18 protein-coding genes and 1 tRNA gene are annotated in these 20,446 nt (G+C 46.6%); 12 read left to right on the top strand and 7 right to left on the bottom strand.

What is annotated here, in order from left to right:
* Positions 1 to 94 precede the first annotated feature (94 nt).
* A complete protein-coding gene (locus GK108_RS14490) occupies positions 95 to 1,102 on the top strand; it encodes a bestrophin family protein (protein WP_163949449.1) in 1,008 nt (335 codons plus the stop codon).
* A gap of 513 nt (positions 1,103 to 1,615) precedes the next feature.
* Entirely contained in the window at positions 1,616 to 2,221 is a 606-nt protein-coding gene (locus GK108_RS14485) for a flagellar hook assembly protein FlgD (RefSeq protein ID WP_163949447.1), read from the top strand.
* A 110-nt stretch (positions 2,222 to 2,331) separates the two neighbouring features.
* Here the strand turns inward: GK108_RS14485 and uvsE are convergent, their stop codons facing one another.
* The gene (gene uvsE, locus GK108_RS14480; RefSeq protein WP_163949445.1) at positions 2,332 to 3,240 is read right to left on the bottom strand and encodes a UV DNA damage repair endonuclease UvsE; all 909 of its coding nucleotides are present in this window, start codon (positions 3,238 to 3,240) and stop codon (positions 2,332 to 2,334) included.
* Between the two features lie 125 nt (positions 3,241 to 3,365).
* On the opposite strand from uvsE, the gene GK108_RS14475 reads away from it, so the two are divergent.
* Positions 3,366 to 4,268: a hypothetical protein gene (locus GK108_RS14475; RefSeq protein WP_163949443.1), complete on the top strand. Its 903-nt coding sequence runs from the start codon at positions 3,366 to 3,368 to the stop codon at positions 4,266 to 4,268.
* The gene (locus GK108_RS14470) at positions 4,249 to 4,656 is read left to right on the top strand and encodes a hypothetical protein (protein WP_163949441.1); all 408 of its coding nucleotides are present in this window, start codon (positions 4,249 to 4,251) and stop codon (positions 4,654 to 4,656) included. Before GK108_RS14475 ends, GK108_RS14470 begins: the two co-directional genes overlap by 20 nt.
* 85 nt (positions 4,657 to 4,741) lie before the next feature.
* Here the strand turns inward: GK108_RS14470 and GK108_RS14465 are convergent, their stop codons facing one another.
* Complete coding sequence (locus GK108_RS14465) at positions 4,742 to 5,173, bottom strand: FKBP-type peptidyl-prolyl cis-trans isomerase (protein WP_163949439.1); 432 nt, start codon at positions 5,171 to 5,173, stop codon at positions 4,742 to 4,744.
* 149 nt (positions 5,174 to 5,322) lie between these two features.
* Here GK108_RS14465 and GK108_RS14460 point away from each other — a divergent pair, with 149 nt between their 5' ends.
* Complete coding sequence (locus tag GK108_RS14460) at positions 5,323 to 7,548, top strand: PQQ-dependent sugar dehydrogenase (RefSeq protein ID WP_163949437.1); 2,226 nt, start codon at positions 5,323 to 5,325, stop codon at positions 7,546 to 7,548.
* Here GK108_RS14460 and GK108_RS14455 read toward each other — a convergent pair.
* Positions 7,545 to 8,171 carry a thioredoxin family protein gene (locus tag GK108_RS14455; protein WP_163949434.1) on the bottom strand — a complete coding sequence of 209 codons (627 nt, stop codon included), beginning with the start codon at positions 8,169 to 8,171 and terminating at the stop codon, positions 7,545 to 7,547. The genes GK108_RS14460 and GK108_RS14455 overlap by 4 nt on opposite strands.
* A gap of 166 nt (positions 8,172 to 8,337) precedes the next feature.
* Between GK108_RS14455 and GK108_RS14450 the strand changes: the two genes are divergently transcribed.
* Both GK108_RS14450 and GK108_RS14445 read left to right on the top strand, forming a co-directional pair.
* Complete coding sequence (locus GK108_RS14450; protein WP_163949431.1) at positions 8,338 to 8,721, top strand: PadR family transcriptional regulator; 384 nt, start codon at positions 8,338 to 8,340, stop codon at positions 8,719 to 8,721.
* A gap of 43 nt (positions 8,722 to 8,764) precedes the next feature.
* Positions 8,765 to 9,310, top strand: coding sequence for a hypothetical protein (locus tag GK108_RS14445; protein ID WP_163949428.1), 546 nt, complete (start codon positions 8,765 to 8,767; stop codon positions 9,308 to 9,310).
* Between the two features lie 116 nt (positions 9,311 to 9,426).
* On the opposite strand, the gene proS is transcribed toward GK108_RS14445, so the two are convergent.
* A complete protein-coding gene (gene proS, locus GK108_RS14440) occupies positions 9,427 to 10,899 on the bottom strand; it encodes a proline--tRNA ligase (RefSeq protein ID WP_163949425.1) in 1,473 nt (490 codons plus the stop codon).
* Between the two features lie 295 nt (positions 10,900 to 11,194).
* On the opposite strand from proS, the gene GK108_RS14435 reads away from it, so the two are divergent.
* Both GK108_RS14435 and GK108_RS14430 read left to right on the top strand, forming a co-directional pair.
* Positions 11,195 to 12,469: a pilus assembly protein gene (locus tag GK108_RS14435; protein ID WP_163949421.1), complete on the top strand. Its 1,275-nt coding sequence runs from the start codon at positions 11,195 to 11,197 to the stop codon at positions 12,467 to 12,469.
* A 171-nt stretch (positions 12,470 to 12,640) separates the two neighbouring features.
* Positions 12,641 to 14,215, top strand: coding sequence for a porin family protein (locus GK108_RS14430; protein ID WP_163949418.1), 1,575 nt, complete (start codon positions 12,641 to 12,643; stop codon positions 14,213 to 14,215).
* A gap of 228 nt (positions 14,216 to 14,443) precedes the next feature.
* Here GK108_RS14430 and GK108_RS14425 read toward each other — a convergent pair whose 3' ends face one another.
* From GK108_RS14425 to GK108_RS14415, 3 genes are all read right to left on the bottom strand, one after another.
* The gene (locus GK108_RS14425; protein ID WP_163949415.1) at positions 14,444 to 14,950 is read right to left on the bottom strand and encodes a shikimate kinase; all 507 of its coding nucleotides are present in this window, start codon (positions 14,948 to 14,950) and stop codon (positions 14,444 to 14,446) included.
* A 106-nt stretch (positions 14,951 to 15,056) separates the two neighbouring features.
* The gene (locus GK108_RS14420) at positions 15,057 to 16,199 is read right to left on the bottom strand and encodes a BT_3928 family protein (protein WP_246224900.1); all 1,143 of its coding nucleotides are present in this window, start codon (positions 16,197 to 16,199) and stop codon (positions 15,057 to 15,059) included.
* 51 nt (positions 16,200 to 16,250) lie between these two features.
* Positions 16,251 to 16,790: a DUF1599 domain-containing protein gene (locus GK108_RS14415; protein ID WP_163949412.1), complete on the bottom strand. Its 540-nt coding sequence runs from the start codon at positions 16,788 to 16,790 to the stop codon at positions 16,251 to 16,253.
* Between the two features lie 83 nt (positions 16,791 to 16,873).
* Between GK108_RS14415 and folP the strand changes: the two genes are divergently transcribed.
* The 3 genes from folP to GK108_RS14400 all read left to right on the top strand — a co-directional run bounded on the left by folP (position 16,874) and on the right by GK108_RS14400 (position 20,446).
* Positions 16,874 to 17,716, top strand: coding sequence for a dihydropteroate synthase (folP, locus tag GK108_RS14410; protein WP_163949407.1), 843 nt, complete (start codon positions 16,874 to 16,876; stop codon positions 17,714 to 17,716).
* A 78-nt stretch (positions 17,717 to 17,794) separates the two neighbouring features.
* Positions 17,795 to 17,867: transfer RNA gene (locus tag GK108_RS14405), tRNA-Lys, on the top strand.
* Positions 17,868 to 18,583: 716 nt separating this feature from the next.
* The gene (locus GK108_RS14400; protein WP_163949404.1) at positions 18,584 to 20,446 is read left to right on the top strand and encodes a carbamoyltransferase family protein; all 1,863 of its coding nucleotides are present in this window, start codon (positions 18,584 to 18,586) and stop codon (positions 20,444 to 20,446) included.

The raw sequence follows: 20,446 nt of genomic DNA, 5'->3' as shown, positions 1-20,446 counted from the left end.
ACAACCAGAACCTGTGTGTAATCATACTTTAAATCGATTCTAGCCCTATTTTAGTGCTTTACATACCTTTCTTCTAACCTCATTCCTCCTGCTCATGTTTACAACCAAACGCGTTCCTTTTCATATTGTATTTCCGTTTACCTGGCGCGCCATCCTCCTATTCCTTTGCTACTCTACACTTATTTGCCTGCTTTACACTGTGTTAGGCTGGACTTTCCTGGCCATTCCCTTTGTTCCTGTAGCGACGATCGGAACCGCCGTGGCGTTCTATGTAGGCTTTAAAAATAATTCTTCGTACGATCGTTTGTGGGAAGCCCGCCGAATCTGGGGCAGCATTACCAATGCGAGCCGCTCCTGGGCCATCATGGTGCTCGATTACGTCAAAAAGACGAATGACCCATTCGTGGACAAAGAGCTTCTGGAGATTCGTAAATCCCTGATTTACCGACACCTGGCTTACATTACGGCTGTTCGTGTTCAATTACGCCAGAAACCAGTATGGGAGCTGCACCGCGACGTAGCGCATGAAGTGATTGAACGTATTGCTGCCTTTAAACAATGTAGCCTGGATAAAGAACTCAGCCGTTTTTTGTCCGACAGCGACATTGAAGAAATCATTAAACATCCTAATCCGGCAACGTATCTGCTTCGTGAACAATCGGCCCAGCTTCGCGAACTACAGGAAGCCGGTCACATTAGCGATTATCACCACGTCGATCTGGAGCGGATGCTGGTCGAGTTTTATAACCAGCAGGGAGCCTGCGAACGTATCAAATCGTTCCCGTTTCCCCGGCAATACGCTTTTTTCAGTTATCTGTTCACGTGGGTATTTATTGCCGTATTGCCCTATGGGCTGCTAACCGAAATGGCTAAAGTAAGCGGTTGGCACATCTGGCTGACTGTTCCCTTCTTTACCGTGATTGCCTGGATTTTCAATACGATGGAAATCGTGGGGGATACCAGCGAAAACCCGTTCGAAAATAGCATCAATGATATTCCGATGACGGCCATATGCCGGAATATCGAAATTGACCTGCGCGATATGCTGGGCGAAACAGAGCTACCGAAACGAGTACAAGCCGTCGAAAATATTTTGATGTAAGTATCCAAGCACAACTAGTTTCGAGTATTCTATACAAGGGCATTTTTTGTCATGCTGACAAAAAATGCCCTAATGTATTTTCAGTGCTCTACTTAATCTTGCCTGATCTCTAAATAAGGTCGGATCGAATGGCTATATAGCCCATTCAGACCGACCTTATTCTATGCGAATGAACGTAGTAATTCGACCTTTGAAGCGAATTTTTTGCCACATTAGTTTTACTGCCTGCAAAGTCCCTAAAGCGTACACATTTTGTAGAATTGTACTTTCCATATGAATTTTTATCGCCTGAGTTTGGATAGTCCTAAATTTTAAAATTATTAGAAAAATACAAATCATACGCAATAAATAGGGACTTATTGTACTTTTCCCATAATCAACCTAATTTACTCAGAATGAATTGTCTTTTTAGACGATTTTTTCATAAATGGCTGTCCGTCAGGCCTTCCCCTATTGCGCTAAATAGGCTTCTCGTTTCACCTTTGTCACGGTAAAACAAAAATTTCAAACCAAATGAAACAGTTCCGTTTATCAATTGCCGTACTACTTTCAGTATGGGGTCTGGCTGGCATGGGAGTTGCCAACGCCGACAATGGTGCAGGAGCCTATGGGGTGAAAATTGAGAAGTCCGAACAAAAGAAAGTACGTTTTCATACAAAAACGGCATCGCCGATTGAAGTGGCAATTATCGACGCCGACGGCAATCTGCTGTATCGTGGATTGATTGCTAAAAACCAGAAGAAAGCAACGTCTTTCAACCTGAACAGTCTGCCCGATGGCCAGTATTTTCTGACGGCAGGTAACAACAGCTGGTGGATGTCGCAGGGCCTGACCATCAAAGGCAATGCACTGAGCGTCGACGAACGTAACATGCAGCAAGTGATGGAGCCAACCGTTGCTGCTTACGACAAGAATAAATTTGAGATCAATCTGCCAGCCTACAACGTAGACGAAGCGAACGTAGCGATCTACGATGCCCAGAATGTACTGGTTCAAACCGATACGTTCAAGGGATCAACCCGGCGTTTCGATCTGACAGCTTTGCCAGACGGTGCCTACACATTCGTGGTTGGTCCATCGCAAAAGCAATTCATGACGAGAATCAATATCAAACACTAACGTAACAACGTAGTGATTACGCGTTAATTAACTCAAGCGATCTGATTTTTCGGACAAGTCGATCGCCCCCAACTCCTCCCCGCCCGCTACGTTTAGTACGTAGCGGGCTTTTATTTTGGCACTACTTCTATGGTTTCTCCCCGCAATCGTAAAATAGACAGTTCTTTCATTTTGGATTCAAACACAATATCCACTTCCCTGCCATACGTATTGACCGCCGAATAGAGCCAATCGGCATGGGCCTCGCGCCTTGCCTTGGGATCTTCGTATTCCTGACGCGAATCCGAGTAGTGAAAAACAGGACGCACATCCCAGGTGTTATAGGCCGTCAGAAAAGCTTCCTCTTCGGTTTGGCTTCCGGGATTTAAGGAGTGATGAAAATAGTCGAAGACAATTGGTGTACCGATCGCTTCATACAGCGACACCAAATCAGTAACCGTATACAGACTTGGCCGGTCGTCATTTTCAACGGTTAGTCGGGCCCTAAGATTCTCGGAGAGAAGTGAAAAATTTTTGGCAAATCGCGCTAACGTTGCCGCTTTGTCTCCGTAAGTGCCACCCGCATGAATGTTAATTTTATTCCAGTGCGATGGCTTCAGGCCCATCAAATCAAATACGTCCGATTGGTATTCCAGATCTTTAATGGTGTTTTCCAGTACCTTCCCCTGGCCCGCCAAATGATTGAACGGCCCCGGATGCATGGTTAGCCGAATGGGTCGTGCGCCAATTTCTTCGAGTGTCTCTCGTATTTCTGCAAAGTCGGGCAACGTAGCAATCCTGTATTCTGAGGCCCAGGGAAACAGATCAGACGAAATTCGGAACAGTTGGAAACCATGTTCAAGGTTCCAGTCTACGATTGTCAATAAGTCCCGAACATTTTTTAGAGCCAGTTCAGAGGCATAAGCTATCCCCTTCTCGGTGAACGTTTTTTTAACCATTCCCCGGTTCGTCGTGATTTTATTGGCCTGCAAACTGAGGTTGATACAAGCATAGCCGATATGTAGCGGTGTCGAATCCATACCGCATCAAACTCAAAATAGGTACTCTTGTTTGCCAGTATCTACCGTTCGTTCAAAAGTCGGCACCAGCGTATAGCGATCGGTTTATAACTGCTTATCTTAACAGCACCACCGACTTTCCTTGTATGAATCGAATTTATCTATACATCGTAGCTTCTCTGGTATGGCTAAGCAGTTGTGTCTCATTAAAAACCGTTAATACGTTCAGTAAATCAACGATTGGTAGTTTAAAACAGCACAAAACACTACCCGTCACGTTTACCGGCATTTATCAGGAAAGGGTTCAGGATGACTCGCTCGCGCTTCACCCGTTCAACCAAATTCCACTCATTGGAATTGATTTTGCGGCACGAATTCGGCACGATTCTTTGCGGGCATACCAACTAGCCGATAGTCTCACGAATGCTGGCAGTTTGTTGCTGATCAATTATTTCCAGGCGCTTGATGCGCTATCTAACACAAGTAGCTCGTTTGTTCCGGTTCGGCTCCAGTCAAAATCGTTTGATAGTTTTCTTCAGGGATCAGCCGTCAAACTAACGACTGCCGAAACTGCGGCTTTCAATCGGGTAGCCAATCTGGTGGGTAGTCTGGCAACAGGAACGTATCGCCGTAAAAAGCTGAAAAACATCCTGGAGCAAAGTCATCAGGATGTCCAACAGATGATTGCGGTACTGGCGTTTGCGTATGAACGACTTGCCGACGTAGTCGATATCAGCCGCGAACAACAATACGGCCATTACAAAAATATACTGATTCAGGATAGATCATTAACCTATAGTCAAAAGCGAGATTTAGCCCGGCAATGGCTCCAGACAGCCAAAACCATTGAGCAACAAAGACTATCTGTTCTGACGCACATAAAAACGCTGAAAACAGTACGTTCTGGTTATGATGAGCTCTATCAGAACCGGACTACATGGAACAGCAAAGCATCATTGGCAGGCATTGGCGCGTATATAAGTACATTAGAACAACTCCGGGGCGACCTGGAGCAACTTACTCCCGTTTATGGAAGACTTCACCCCTGAACAAATCGTCAGTATTGCGAACGGCTACCGGTTGATGGCGCGCGCCCTGAACGAATTTCAGGTTAGTCACTGGTCTGACTTTACCTATGAACAGCAATTGGACCTGAACGCCTACCAGACCAGCTTACTGAATCGGGCTCAGGACCTCCAGACATTAGCCGTCCGACCTGCGTTTGCCAACGTAGCCGACATGGCAACGACCATTCTGCAGGCAACCGACATGGCCAAAGCAGGTTTACAACACATTCAGAACGTAACGGTTGCCATCAACGTAGGCGCCATAACCGTGGCGCTGGCAGCGTACGTGGCCAGAGCCAATCTCCGTGGCATTCAAACGGCGCTACGTGAACTAGGTGAGCTACTGATTCTTGACCAGGAAGATGAGTAGCCCTAAACAGATAATGGTCAATACGTAGTATGCACATGACACACTACGTATTGACCATTGTTAATCTACGGATAGAACCGAACGATTATTTCACCCCAACTAATTCCACTTCAAACACCAGCTCCTGGCCAGCCAGCGGATGGTTGGCATCCAGCGTTACGGTCGCATCGGTCAGATCGCGAACGATAACCGGAATGGGTCGTGGATTACCATCTTCATGCATATTGAGAGTCATTCCTAGTTCGAGCGGAATATCGTCTGGAATTTCAGAACGGTTCAACGTAAATATCATTTCTTCGTTAGCTGGGCCATACGCGTCTTCCACCGGAATATTGATGGTTTTCTTTTCGCCCTGGTTCATACCAGCTACGCCTTCGTCAAAGCCTTTAATAACCTGTCCGCTTCCAACCGTAAACTCCAGAGGAGTACGTCCTACTGACGAATCAAATACGGTTCCGTCGGTCAGCGTACCTGTATAATGTACTTGAACGGTATCGCCGGATTTTGCCTGTGCCATAAAAACACTAATGTTAAGTGAATACTCCCTCAAAAGTACAGAACTATAGTGAAGGGTTCCGTAGTAAGCGTATTTTTTGAAAAGACTTGCTGACATTCACCTTTTTGGATAGGCTCTTATTCATTGCAAATCAAGTCTTCTTATTTGTGATGAACTACAAATACATGTGGTTGTTTATTACCATTTCTACAGTTCTGCATGTTTTAACTGCCCAGGCTCAACTCCCTCGTTCGTTACATCCCAACATTACGGTCGAAAAGTTTATGAATACGCAAGTCCGTGGAGTTAGGCTAGCGTATGACGAAACGACCCAAACCCTGTTTTACAACGCCTATACAGGCGATCTCTTTCGAATAGAGCAGCCAGACAGTGGGCAGCCGTATGATGTTCTTATAGGGTCAGCCATTGATCATGGAATTAATTATATGCAGGGAATGGCATTCGCCAACGGTGTAATGGTATTGGCCGGAAATTTCAAGCAATCAGGTCAACGGGGGTATGGCCTGGTTGTAAAAGGAACTCGCCAACCGAACGGCAGCTGGCACTGGGAAAGGCTCATGCAGACGGAACCTTACCCATCATCAGTAACCCAGTATGATCACGCCTTTAGTGCGGTATGCATAAGCCCCAATAAGGATTCAGTATATATTAGCAGCGGTTCGAGAACAGATCATGGAGAAGTTGAGGATACTGGCGGATTATACCCAAATACGCGCGAGGTTCCATTAACCGCAACGATTTTTAAACTCCCGTTGAATCCTCCGTCAACGATTTATTTACCCAATAATCTGGCCGCTCTTAACCAGTCTGGTTACGTATTTTGCCGGGGTGTACGTAATGAATTTGACCTTGCCCTGGACAGTCAGGGTAGACTATTTGGTGTAGAGAATTCCGGAGATCGCGATGATCCCGAAGAAATGAACTGGCTACGGGCAGGTCATCACTACGGGTTTCCCTGGGAGATGGGCGGTAATCAAACTCCTCAGCAGTTCCCTGGCTACGATCCTAACCAGGACAAATTATTACCGGCGTCTATGCCTGCCGAGCAACGCCAAAAGTTTTATAATGACCCAGCCTTTCCTGCTCGTCCAGCCAATCTCGTGGTAACCCAGCCGATTCGAAATATTGGCCCGGACGCAACTTACCTACGTGATCCAAACTCCGGTCAGGTATTGAAAGCCAATTTACTTACCACCTTCACAGGCCACCGTTCGCCACTAGGATTGGTTTTTGACACCGACAACAGTCTGGCCGATTTTACTGGCGACGCCTTCGTCCTTAGTTACTCGGGAAGTGGCGGTATACGGGGTGGCTATTTGTTTGCCGAAGAATCTGGAGAAGATTTACTGCACATCAAACTTCAGTATGACCCTGCTACTACCAATTACACAGCCCAAACAACCAAAGTTGTCGATGGCTTTATGTCTCCAACCGATGCAGAGCGTATTGGCAATACGTTTTATGTCATTGAAGAAGGCCGTCAGGCTATCTGGAAGCTTACATTCAAACCCCGCCCAACGGTCCTTGCAGACATCAGCTTATCCATGAAATCGTCAGCACTCATCGCTACGATCAATCAGCCGATAACGGTTACGTTAACCGTCAGAAATGATGGTCCAACGGAAGCACAACAAATTCAGGTTGAAAACAGGTTGCCTCAACATATGGCTTATGTTGGTGGAGGTTTAGTCAATAACAACAACGTCCTGACTGGAACCATAGCATCGTTAAACCCTTACCAAGTGATTGATATTGTTTACCAAATCGTTCCCCAACAGTCAGGTACCTTCCAAAATGAGGCCCAGTTGTTGGCTTGTAACACCCCTGATCCCGATTCCCAGCCAGGCAGCGGAACAGCAGATGGGCAAGACGACGCCAGCCGACTAATTTTTCGAACCGGAGATAATGGCTCTGCTTTTTTTGTATCGCCAAATCCGAATCAACAACCTCTCCCACCAGTGGCCTCCAATCAGCCACAACCCGATCCAACAAAAGCAGACTTAAGTCTACAGTTGATAGCGAACAAGCTATCTCTCTCCCTCAATGACATTGTTTCATTTACGATTCTTGTCACTAATTCAGGAGGGCAGGCTGTTTCCTTCGCCACCATTGAGCATATACTACCCACTGGAATGACCTTTGAGTCAGGTATGAACTGGTCGGTCAATGCCCAAGTCTTAACCAGCCAACTTGGAGCTATTTCAGCTGGTGCAAAAGCCTTTACTACGTTCCAGGCGCGAGTTACTGGAAGTGGTCGACTAATCAATCAGGCTCAGATTATCACTGCCAGTCGGGCTGATACTGACTCAACACCAGGCAATGGTTATGATAATGGGGAGGATGATACTGCCCGCCTTGACATAAGAACACGCTAATGGTTCCACTCCTTAATCAATTCCAGCAATTCACGCTGAATCGACTCGGTACGGTCGTTATTGTACCACCGCTGGAGATCTTCGGCTACTTCCGGGAATGGCCGTTTCAGGGCATTCCACTCCCAGAATAGGGTTTGCAGCTCAGCCGGTCGTGGGCCCCATGTACCTAGTTCAACCAGATCAGAGGCCCGCAAACAGATCAGTTTAGGAATCGACTTACCGCCGTTTGTCAGATAACCATTCATGACCTCCGGGTTTTTATCCCGCAGCAGAAAACGGATCGTTATGTTACCAGCTTCTTCGGCAATGTGGTGCATAACGGGAATCGATTGAGCCGCATCACCACACCAGGATTCAGTCAGCACCAGCCATATCCAGGGTTCCGAAAGTTGACTTAGAGCCGTTTTAAGAGCCGGATTAATCGCCGTTAGCTTATCAAGGCGGTTCATGCGGTGCAGATTTAACTTGGCATATCCCAGAATTTCGGGCGTATTGTAGTTAGGCGCTTCTGATGTAGTGCGTGCCTGAGCCAGCAGTTCGTTCGACAACGTAACGTATTGATGGTAGGTTAGCGCCGATTGTATAAGCTCAGGCGTAATAAATGGATTGACTTCACCCGTCATATCTAGATCGTTATTTTATATCTGTCGAACAAGGAGTTTGCCTGGTTTTGTTCAGCTGACTGAAAAAGGTGAATGAGTTTTTTAGAAATTCATCTGCTGCCAGTTGCATATATCGGAATCTTACATATAATTTACAGAAAATTTTACGATACCCAATTTTTGTATCATGGATACGTCGAGCAATGAATTTTTACGAGGGACGTTGAAAACGATCGTTTTAAAACTACTCGCCGAACAACCAGCAACGGGAGAAGCCAAGTCGCGACCAGGGCGAATGTACGGCTATGAGATTACGCAGGCCGTTAAGGAGCGAACCAAAGGCGAAATCACTTTATCGTTCGGGGCTCTGTATCCCGTACTTCATAAGTTAGAGCAGGAAGGACTACTCATAACCGAAACCGAAGAAGTAGACGGACGGCTTCGTAAATACTATTCCCTGACGCCAACGGGCAATAAAGCCGCCGAACAAAAAGTGTCTGATTTCGAACGCTTTATGGAAGCGATGCGTACGCTGTTGCTAACCCCACCCCAGTTAGCAACTGGTCATTAATTTATTCCTAAATCAACTCAACCAACAAAACACAGTCGGAGTTATGGAAAAACTCAGTCCGCAACAAGTAGCGATGTTGCATAAACACCTGATCCATAGTGGCTCAAACGATGCGCTGGTCGACGAACTACTGGATCATCTGGCCTGTGATGTAGAGTATTATATGTGGATTGGCCTGCCTTTCGAATCAGCTATGCAGGCCGTTCTTGACCAGGCCAACGTAACGGCAGTACGTCATCTGCGTGATCATTATCAAACCGAGCTGGCCATGACCGACGATCAGCTTCGGCAGGCTAGTCTGGACGATATTGTGTTCGAATTCAGAAACAAAGCCTACGGGGCCTATGATCTACGGCGTGCTTACCGGATTACGCTACGTAACGCGTTTATTATGGCCCTCAGTTTATGCATGATGCTGATGGCGATGATGGATGGAATTAGCCGGCGGACCTGGTCCTACTTAAGTCCCTGGGGAGCGGTATGGCTCATTGGCTTGTCCGGTCTGACGTATGCAGTTGTTAGCTGGTATTTACACCGCACACAAGAGCAGAAACTGACGATCCGTCAGCCCCTTTCTGATCCTGCCTGACATACGACTACAAACTCTCTGTTGACTTAAAACGTACTGCCGTTACTACTGCTCAGACAATAACAGTAATAACGGCAGTACCATTTTAGGCTAACAGGAGCCCTTGTTAAGAGAGACTAATACGCTCTGGCGAAAACGACCCGGCCTTTCGACGGTTTGCCCGAGTAGATATCTACCCCTTCTTCCGGCTCCTGATCGAACGGAATACACCGGATGGTGGCTTTAGTTGCGTCTTTGATCGCTTCTTCGGTTTCCGCCGTACCATCCCAGTGAGCGAGCAGGAAACCACCTTTTTCAATTTGCTCCTGAAACTCCTCGAACGTATCGACTTTAAAGGTGTTTTCCTGCCGGAATTTGAGCGCTTTATTATAAATCGTTTGCTGAATATCGTCCAGCAGATTCTGGATACGTTCAGTCAGCCCATCGAACGGCACTGTTTCTTTGGTTTTCAGATCGCGCCGGGCAATTTCGACCGTACCATTTTCCAGATCACGAGCACCCATCGCCAGCCGAACAGGAACGCCACGGAGTTCATATTCCGCAAATTTCCAGCCAGGCTTGTTGGCATCCGAATCATCATATTTCACCGAAATACCGGCTTTCCGCAATTCCTGCAGCAACGGTTTCACTTTAGCCGAAATTTGTCCCAGCTGTTCTTCACTCCGATAGATCGGCACAATAACCACCTGGATAGGAGCCAGTTTCGGTGGTAACACCAGACCGTCGTCGTCGGAGTGAGCCATAATCAAAGCACCCATCAAACGAGTAGAAACACCCCAGGATGTTCCCCAAACGTAGTCTAATTGGTTTTGCTTATTCAGGAATTGTACATCGAATGCTTTAGCAAAATTTTGTCCAAGAAAGTGCGACGTACCAGCCTGAAGGGCCTTCCCATCCTGCATCATGGCTTCAATACACAACGTATCGTTAGCGCCGGCAAACCGTTCGCTCGGCGTTTTAGAACCCCGAACGACGGGCACGGCCATCCATTCTTCGGCGAACGTAGCGTATACGTCGAGCATCTGGCGAGTTTCGGCTTCTGCTTCCTCTGCCGTAGCGTGAGCGGTATGCCCTTCCTGCCACAAAAACTCAGCCGTACGCAGGAAAATACGAGTACGCATTTCCCAACGTACTACGTTAGCCCACTGGTTAATCAGCAGCGGCAGATCGCGGTACGACTGAATCCAGTTTTTGTACGTACTCCAGATAACCGTTTCGGAGGTTGGCCGTACAATAAGTTCTTCTTCCAGCTTCGCTTCCGGGTCAACGATTACGCCCGAACCATCCTCGGCATTTTTAAGCCGATAATGGGTAACAACGGCGCATTCTTTGGCAAATCCTTCTACGTGAGAGGCTTCTTTGCTCAGGAACGACTTCGGAATGAATAAGGGGAAATAAGCGTTCGAATGCCCGGTCTCCTTAAACATATCGTCTAGGGCCCGCTGCATTTTTTCCCAGATCGAGAAACCATAAGGCTTGATAACCATACAGCCACGAACCGCTGAATTTTCGGCCAGGTCGGCCTTTTTAATTAACTCATTATACCACTCAGAGTAATTTTCACTACGGGATGGAATTGCTTTTGCCATGATGCTGAAAACAGTCGAAGCAGAGGCCAAACGAAAAGCCTAACAACTGTGTTTTATCGATATACCCGGTTAGGATCAGAAAACGCAGTGGTGCAGGTACGTATATACCCTCAGTCTTCTTTTTCTCTATTTTTTTACGAATGATTTAAACCATTACATTCTAATCAGAATCTAATAATTGAAAAGTTGCAAAGATAGGTTTTTGATTTATTTTTGTAATCAAACGTGTCAAACCTTTGTTATAAGTTTAAATGACACAGAAATGAGGTTTTGCTACATTTAATTCCCTTGCCAAATGAATAAGCAACGCATATACCAATACTTGACGCTAGCCGCGTTGATGGGTTTCTGGAGCTGCTCATCGAGTCAGCAGACAGCCCAAAACGCTGGCGAAGTGGATGATTTGTATGGCAGCTCCGGTAACGCTGTTGTATACGCCAGCAACTCATCAGACGTCGCTTCGGTTGCTCCACAAAATTCGCGGGAGTTACGCCGTCAACAACGGTCGCTACGTAACGCGAACCCTGACTACAATGATGAGCAGCAGGGCTACAGCAGCAACACAGACGAATATTACTCCGAGTTAAGTACTCGTAAACTAAACCGTGGCCTTTCGGATGATCCGGGTTGGGGCGACAGCAATAACAACAGCTACAACGCTGGCTTTGTTAATGGCTACAACGCAGCGTCCACGTCAGCTTATAGCTGGAATCGCTGGGGCTTCAATAACTTCGGGTTTTACAGCGGCCTGGGTTTAGGAATGGGGCTTGGTGGCTTTAACATGGGTTTTGGCCGTCCATTTTATTCTCCATTCTATGGCAGTGCATTTGCCTACAGCCCGTTCAATTCGCCATTCTATGGTGGCTTTAGTCCGTTCTATGATTCGTTCTACAGCCCATACGCGTACAGTGGCTTCTACAATCCGTTCTACTCACCATTCTATGGTGGCTGGGGTGGTGGATATGGTGGCTACTGGGGTTCTCCTGTTTACGTAAACAATGTAGTTGTAACGGGTGCAGACCCCTATCGGGCACGTACGTATAACCGTAGCGCAGGTCGCTCGGCGGGCTCGTACGTTTCTGGCTTCGATAACTCGCCACGGAACTACAATCCAAATGGAGGACGTAGCAGCTATAACTCAGGTTCAGCCAGCGCTTCAGACAGTCGCTATTACTCACGCCCATCCAACGGCAACAGCCGGGGTACGTATTACTACGACAACGGTTCCAGCAATGGCCGGGTAGGTAACAACAGCACAGGTTCTTCGGCAGCGCCTTCGTACAACAGTGGTAACGACTACTACGCTCGTCCACGTTCGAACAGCCGTGGCAGTTACACGGCCCCTTCTTACAGTGGTGGTGGACGTAGCGGCTATCAGCAACAGTCAACACAGAGCTATCAGCAGCCTTCTTACCAGAGCCAGAGCCGGGGTAGTTTCAACAACCAGCCTAGCTTTAGCCAGCCTAGCGCTCCTAGCCGTAGCTTCAGCTCTCCAAGCCCAAGCAGTGGTGGCGGAGGATTCTCCGGTGGTGGTGGACGTACTGGCGGTGGTGGCCGTGGACCACGCTAGTATATATGTGAGGTAAAAAATAAAATCCCGCCGATAAAAGACAATCGGCGGGATTTTTCGTTGTTATACTAGCAAATAACCGCCATTTTTTTAATCCCTTAGATTAAACGTTTTAGGATAGTGACGCTCTAACCACAAACGTGTCATTCGCTGGTTTAATCGCATACGCTTATGAATACAAAGTACCTTTTTTCGGCCCTGCTACTGAGTTGCGCGGGGCTGACGTACGGACAAGGTCCCGCTGCCGACTACGCTGATGACGCTTTCCGATTTTCTGATTTCTCACAAACCGGAACAGCGCGTTTCCGTGGTCTGGGCGGCAATCAGGCAGCGCTGGGTGGTGATGCCAGCAATATTTTCGGTAACCCGGCCGGGCTCGCTTTCTACAATCGATCCGAATTAAGTATCAGCCCTTCGTTTAATCTGGTCAATAACCAAAACTCGTTTTTGGGTGGGCAGACAAGTAGCACAGGCAGCAAATTTAATATAGGGCAGTTGGGGCTGGTGCTAGCCGGAAACTCAAATTCACAACGACGCTGGCGTAGAACGGCTTTCGGTGTTACGTATTCACAATCTGCCAATTTCTACGATTATGTGGATGCCCGCGGAACCAACCGGAATCCAAACTCCTCTCTTGCCCAAACCTATATCAATGAGGCTAATGCGGGCAACTATAGTGAGGCCGAATTAAGTGACGATTATGATCGGGCATCAAACACCGTAAGTTTCAGAGAAGCAGGAGCCTATCGTCTTTTTCTCATTAACCCAACTGACTTAGGTGCTAACGGGTCAGGGCCTCCATACACACGATTTGATGCTACGCTTGCCAAAGATCAACGTGCGACTCTATCACGTTCCGGTACGCATTCGCAGTGGACTATTGCTTATGCTGGCAACTTAGACGACAAATTATACATTGGAGGATCAATTGCACTAACCCGCCTTAAATATGCATCCGAGTTTGTGTTTCTTGAGGCCCCAATCAACGGGCGTTACTACATCGATTATAGCCAGATCAATCGGTTTGACGTAACAGGTAATGGAGTTAATGCAACGTTGGGTATTATTTATAAACTGAACAACGATCTGCAGATCGGAGCTACCGTTGTTAGCCCTACGTTTAGCAGTGCACGGGAGGTTTTTGCACAAACCCTTGTAGTTAACCCAACATCACTGATCAATCTGGGGGGAAACCCAAACCGAGTTGACGTTACGTCTCCGTACGATAACTTTGATTACTCGTTACAGACACCTTTCCGCGCGTCGGGTGGTGCTACGTATTTCCTGGGTAAAGGCAAAATCGGGTTTATCACAGCTACGGCCGAATATGTTGGTTACGGCGGTATGCGGGTACGTACTTCCTACTTCTCGTCGCAGCAGGATAATACCGACTTTAAAACCGACGTACGGGGCATCGTACAATCAACCTATCAGAATGTGGTTAACCTTAGAGCAGGTGCCGAAATTAGGGCGGGTCTGCTACGTTTACGGGCAGGCGTAGGCTATTTGCCAAGTGCTTACAAAGTCGATCTTGATCGGGTTGCCAAAACAGATCGCGACAAACTGCTGCTGTCAGCCGGTTTAGGCGTACGTAACGAACGCTTCTTCGCCGATCTATCGGGGTCTTATTTAACCTATAAGACGGGCTTTACCCCTTATCAGCTTCCTAGTGATATTGACACGCCAACGGTGAACACCAACAATAGAAATACCAACGTAATGCTCTCGTTTGGCGTGTTCTTTTAGAACGAACCCAACATCGAACTTGCTTAAAGTTTTGCTTTGATAAAATTTTTGTCATTCCGACGCAGGAGGAACCTTCGGATCATCCAGTCAAACAACTTTCACCCGAAGGTTCCTCCTATGTCGGAATGATAAAAAAACACTAATCAATACTTGATTTTAGAAAGCTTAAAAGCTTCCCCAACAAAAAAGCTCGATCGTACAGCGATCGAGCTTTTTTGTTGGTGTTATTTACAACAACTCTCCTATTCTTCGTAGTACGTATTCTTCATTTGTTTCACCCGAAATAACAATATGAGCCTGGTTGTAAATCGGTAGTCGATTCATATATCGTTGCTGCAACGTAGCCAACAAATCGGGATCAGTTGGATTGTTGAGAGGCCGGTCTTCGGCTCCATGCGCCAGGATACGTTGAACCAGAATAGCAACCGGTACATCCAGAAATACCGAAATACCCGATGCATTGATGTAACTAATGTTATCGTTAAAGCAAGGCATCCCTCCTCCTGTCGATACAACCGTACTATCACCGGGCCGGATTGTCCGTAAAACCCGTCGTTCTGCCTCGCGGAAGTAATCCTCGCCCGACTGAGCAAAAATCTCTGGAATGCTACGTCCCTCGTCGCGAACAATCAGCTTATCCGTATCGACGTATCGATAATGCAGCGCATCGGCAATTTTTTTGCCTAGCGTACTCTTGCCCGATGAGGGCATTCCTATCAGGAAAATATTTTTCAAGCAAAAGAGAGTATGGTCTATAATTTATGGTTTATGGTTTATAGTAGCTACCCAACGACTCCTTCTCGGTTTTACCTACGATAAACCATAAACCATAAACCACAAACTAGTTAACCAAAGACTTAACCTCCTCAGCATCTGGTGTTGAGTTGTAATGCCACTTACCACGTACTACGCCGTCCTTAAGCAACCAGGTACCTGGATTTGAGCGCATGATGGTTTTTAGTACGGTAGCATCAGCCTTGTAATACGGCACATTATCGAGCTGGAATTCCTTCCGAAACGCCTTAATTTCATCGTCGCTGGTCGACGTCAGAATATAAGGTTTGATGCTCGATCCGTTCAATTGCTCTACCAGTGAGCGAATAGCAGGGAGACTCCCGGCATCAATGTCTTTAATATTCTTTACAATGATGAACAGCTTGTTGCCTTCAAACGTCTGTTGCGTAAAATCGCCTTCATCGTTCCAGACACGATAGTCGGTGATTTTTGGTTTGGCATTTTCGTTCACCAGGAGCATTTCCTTGAACTTATAACTCTGATCGGTAGGGTACTGATCGAATTCCTGAGTTTTGCCCTCCTTCTCCATCACGTATTTGTACCGTAACGGCTCCGACGGCTTCATCTGGGCCGGAATGCTTTTTCCGACCGCGTAAGGCAGCAAATCGAGCGGAGGCAGGAACGAGATGGCGTAGATCCCCAGCCCGAGGGTCAGGATGGTTGTTAACGTAATGACCCAGCCCGTTTTACGAGGCCGAATACGGTTCCGATGGCCAATGATAAATAATATCAATATCATCAGAAATACGTCTTTACCGAATGATGTCCAGGGCTTTAACTTAATGGCATCGCCAAAGCAGCCACAGTCCGTTACGCGGTTGAAATACGCCGAATAAAAGGTCAGGAACGTAAAGAACGTAATGAGAAAGAAAAGAAGCCAGCTCGTCAGTTTCGGCTTATAGGAAACCAGCAATGCTACACCAAGAATAATTTCGGCGGCACAAAACAAGACCGACATCGCCAGCGTAAACGGCACCAGCGCCATGAAGAAGTCGTGCAGAAACGGCACGTCCTGCGCAAACACTTCGAAATACTCTTCGAATTTAATCTGCGTGCCTACAGGGTCGTTAAGCTTTATTAAGCCAGAAAATATAAAAATGACGCCAACCAGAAAGCGAGCTATCTGAGCGGCAATCAGCATAGGTGGTGTACCAGTTTTAACTTTGGGTTGAGCAGCAGTAGGGTTCATACCTTACGGTGAAGTGTTGAGACTATTGAAAGCAACATTGATGCTTTCGTTTCACTTGATTGTTAGTTTTATCAAACAAAAAACGGCGTAGTTGATCATATCCATATAATTGGCGTCAACACCTTCCGATACTAGCGTATTCCCCTGATTATCTTCAATCTGCTTGGTGCGTAAAAGTTTCATCAGGATAATATCCGTCATAGAGCTAACCCGCATATCGCGCCAGGCTTCGCCATAATCGTGGTTTTTGGCAAAAAGCAGATCAATAACCTCGCCAATTTGTTTGTCATATAGCTTCTCTAGTTCGTCCGTAGGAATATCCGTTCGGCTATCATTACGAAGCTCCCGCTGGATCAACGCCATGACGCAGTAGTTGATAATACCAACAAACTCAGGTTCAATCCCTTCGCCAACTTTACTAACGCCGGTTTCCTGTAATGTTCGAATCCGTTGCGCTTTAATAAATATCTGATCTGTAATGCTGGGTAAACGTAAAATTCGCCAGGCCGTACCGTAATCTTGATTTTTTTTCAGGAATAAGTCTTTGCAGCGTTGAATGACCTGCCGATATTCGGTTTCTGTTGTAGACATAGTTTAACGATTGTCGTTTGAAGGCCGACACTACTCGTTCGCATCAAACCGCAAACGTTAAACGACAAACTTCAAAACTTACTGTGTCCAAAAGTACAAAAAAAACACTGAACTGCCGGGGACGGCTCATTCCATTAGAGGCACCTGTTGTTATGGGAATTCTAAACGTTACGCCCGATTCGTTCTTTGCTAATAGCCGAACATCCTCAACGCAAATTGTTGATGTTGCCGGAAAAATGCTGGAAGATGGCGCTACGTTCCTCGATCTTGGCGGCTATTCTACCCGCCCCGGCGCGGCCGATATTAGCCCGTCACAAGAAGTCGACCGAGTTTTACCAGCCATAGACGCCATTCTCGACGCCTTTCCTGATTCGTTGCTATCGGTCGATACGTTCCGGGCCGCTGTAGCCCGACAGGCTGTTGAAGCCGGTGCAGTCATGATTAATGATGTGGCCGGTGGAACATTGGATTCAGCAATGTTCGAAACGGTGGCCTCGTTGGGTGTTCCTTACGTATTAATGCATATGCGGGGCACGCCACAAACGATGCAGACATTAACCTCCTACACCAACCTGGTCACCGATGTTATTGACGAATTAGCCATTCAAGTAAACAAATTGCGCAAACTGGGTCAAAAAGATATTATCATCGACCCCGGATTCGGCTTTGCGAAGACCCCGGAACAAAATTTTTTTCTACTCAATCAACTCGACCAATTTAGTCTTTTCGACGAACCGATTCTGATTGGTCTTTCCCGAAAGAGCACCATTTGGAAAACCTTGACTATCACCGCTGATGAGGCTCTAAACGGAACTACTGTTCTCAACACAATAGCCCTTATGAAAGGGGCCAGAATACTACGTGTTCACGACGTTCGGGAAGCTGTGGAAGCCATAAAACTGACCAGTGAAGTAAAAAAAAATTAGACCATCTCTTGCGTTTATTAAAACGAACTTCTACTTTTGCATTCCCAAACGACAACGACCTGTTTGTAAAAAGGGAATGATTCGGTAGCTCAGCTGGTAGAGCAATACACTTTTAATGTATGGGTCCTGGGTTCGAATCCCAGCCGAATCACAAAAAAACGCTGAAAGCCGCTAGTCAAGCGGCTTTTTTCATTTGTATACATGGTGGCCCTCTCCCATTTATGATCGAAAAAGAGCGTCAAAAATGGTGCTTACTTACATCGCCACTATCAGCCAGATAGATTTTAGGTGGAGTGATTGATTCGTCTGTCCCAGACAGCATCCTGCCGTCGAGGACAAACGAATCAATCACTCCATTTAGGCACTGGACAACACTACAGATAGGCTTGAAACTTACGTATTGTTTCCGACGTAGTAATTTCCAGATTCCGACAAGTAATTACAACTGGTTCTACGTATTCCTTATGAATAGGTAGCCTTACCGTAAATAACGCTTCTCGCATTAGAAATTGTAGCCACCAGAACATCTACAGACATTAATTTTTCGTCGTTCTCTGGCTTGCCATCGCTACATTCTCGTATTCATCCAGAGCAGATGACGCAACTGTTCCTGATAGAACGTATTGACTAACTACCTTCCCGCGGACAAACCAGCTACTAGTCGACAGGAATTGCCCAAATACCAGACATAAAAAAAACTGAGTCTGATTGATTCACAAATCTACACCCTCTCCTATACATGTACAGGTTCGACAGGAGATATACCGCTTACGAATTTTATCCATAATACGTATAGTGTAAACGGTAGATTTTCACACGAAACTTATTTATAGGTATCGTAAACAGCTTCTTTACTTTTAGTACTAAATGAAAATTCTTGGTATTTCAGCTTTCTACCATGATTCAGCTGCTGCGTTAGTCATAGATGGACAAATCGTTGCTGCTGCACAAGAAGAGCGATTCACTCGACGTAAGCACGATCCCAATTTTCCGAGCCAGGCTGTACAGTATTGCCTTCAGTATAATGGTCTCTCGTTGAAGGAAATAGATGCAGTTGTTTTTTACGACAAGCCGCTCCTGAAATTTGAACGATTACTAGAAACGTATTATGCCTTCGCGCCGAAGGGCATCCGATCCTTTATTACAGCTATTCCGGTCTGGATAAAAGAAAAGATGTTTCTGAAAAGGCTCCTTCGTGAAGAACTCGAAAAAATTTACGGAGATGAGGCTAAATCAGTTAAGCTACTATTTCCTGAACACCATCTTTCTCATGCCGCCAGTGCTTTTTACCCATCGCCATTTGAAGAAGCAGCAATTTTAACTGTCGATGGGGTAGGTGAATGGGCAACGGCATCGATCTGTAAAGGATCAGGCAATCAGTTAGCGATACTCAAAGAACTTCGTTTTCCGCATTCGCTCGGTTTGCTCTACTCAGCCTTTACGTATTTTTTAGGCTTCAAAGTTAACTCTGGCGAATATAAACTGATGGGCCTGGCTCCTTACGGCAATCCAGAATCGCCCGATGTTGCCCGTTACGTTGACATCATCAAAAACGAATTGGTTTCTATTAAAGACGATGGCTCTGTATGGCTCAATCAGGAGTATTTCAATTATGCAACGGGGCTTCGCATGGTACACGAAGACAAATGGGCTGCCCTGTTTGGCTTTCCTCAACGCAAACCTGAAGACGAACTCCAGGAGCATCACTGCAATCTGGGCTTAGCCATTCAACGCGTTACCGAGGATATTGTGATAAAAATGGCGCAGGAAGCCAGACGGCTTAGCGGTGCTAAACAGTTGTGTCTGGCTGGCGGTGTGGCGCTCAATTGCGTTGCCAACGGCAAACTACAGGAAGCAGGCATTTTTGATGACATTTTCATTCAGCCTGCAGCTGGCGACGCTGGTGGAGCATTGGGAGCCGCTTTAGCTGCCTATTATATTTATTACAATAAGGACCGAAAGCTGAGCGGGCGACAGGACGAAATGACTGGCTCTTATCTGGGTCCCGACTTTTCGGATCAGGACGTAGAGCAGGTAGCGCGTCGATATAAAGGTACGTATACCCGCTTTCAGGATAACGCCGAACTATGCACCGAAACCGCAAGACTCCTGGCCGAAGGGAACGTAGTGGGCTGGGTTCAGGGACGCATGGAATTTGGGCCTCGTGCCTTAGGAGGACGTAGCATTCTGGGAGACCCCCGAAATGCAGAAATGCAGAAAAAGCTTAACCTAAAAATTAAATACAGAGAGTCTTTCCGGCCTTTTGCCCCCTCTGTACTAGCCGAAGATTGCGACCAGTATTTTAACTATAAAGGCATTTCACCCTATATGCTGCTGGTACACCCTGTAGCCACCAGCCGCCAAAAGGAGCTACCAGCTCACTATCACCAGCTTCCATTACGCGATAAGTTATATTACCTTCGTTCAGACCTGCCCTCAATCACTCACATCGATTTTTCTGCCCGAATTCAAACGGTTCACCACGAAACGAATCCTAGGTATTATGAACTGATTCAGGCCTTCAAAAAACAGACAGGTTATGGTGTAATCGTGAATACAAGCTTCAATGTTCGGGGAGAGCCTATCGTTTGCACGCCCGAAGATGCCTACCGCTGCTTTATGCGGACAGAAATGGATTATCTCGTTGTTGGGAACTATTTATTTGCGAAAACAGACCAACCCGACTGGCAGGAAAAAGACAACTGGAAAGAAGAGTTCGTGCTCGATTAA

It is taken from the genome of Spirosoma terrae, from assembly GCF_010435915.1.
GTDB lineage: Bacteria > Bacteroidota > Bacteroidia > Cytophagales > Spirosomataceae > Spirosoma > Spirosoma terrae.
The sequence above is the reverse complement of the archived record's forward strand: the minus strand, read 5'-3'. Positions and strand labels throughout refer to the sequence as shown.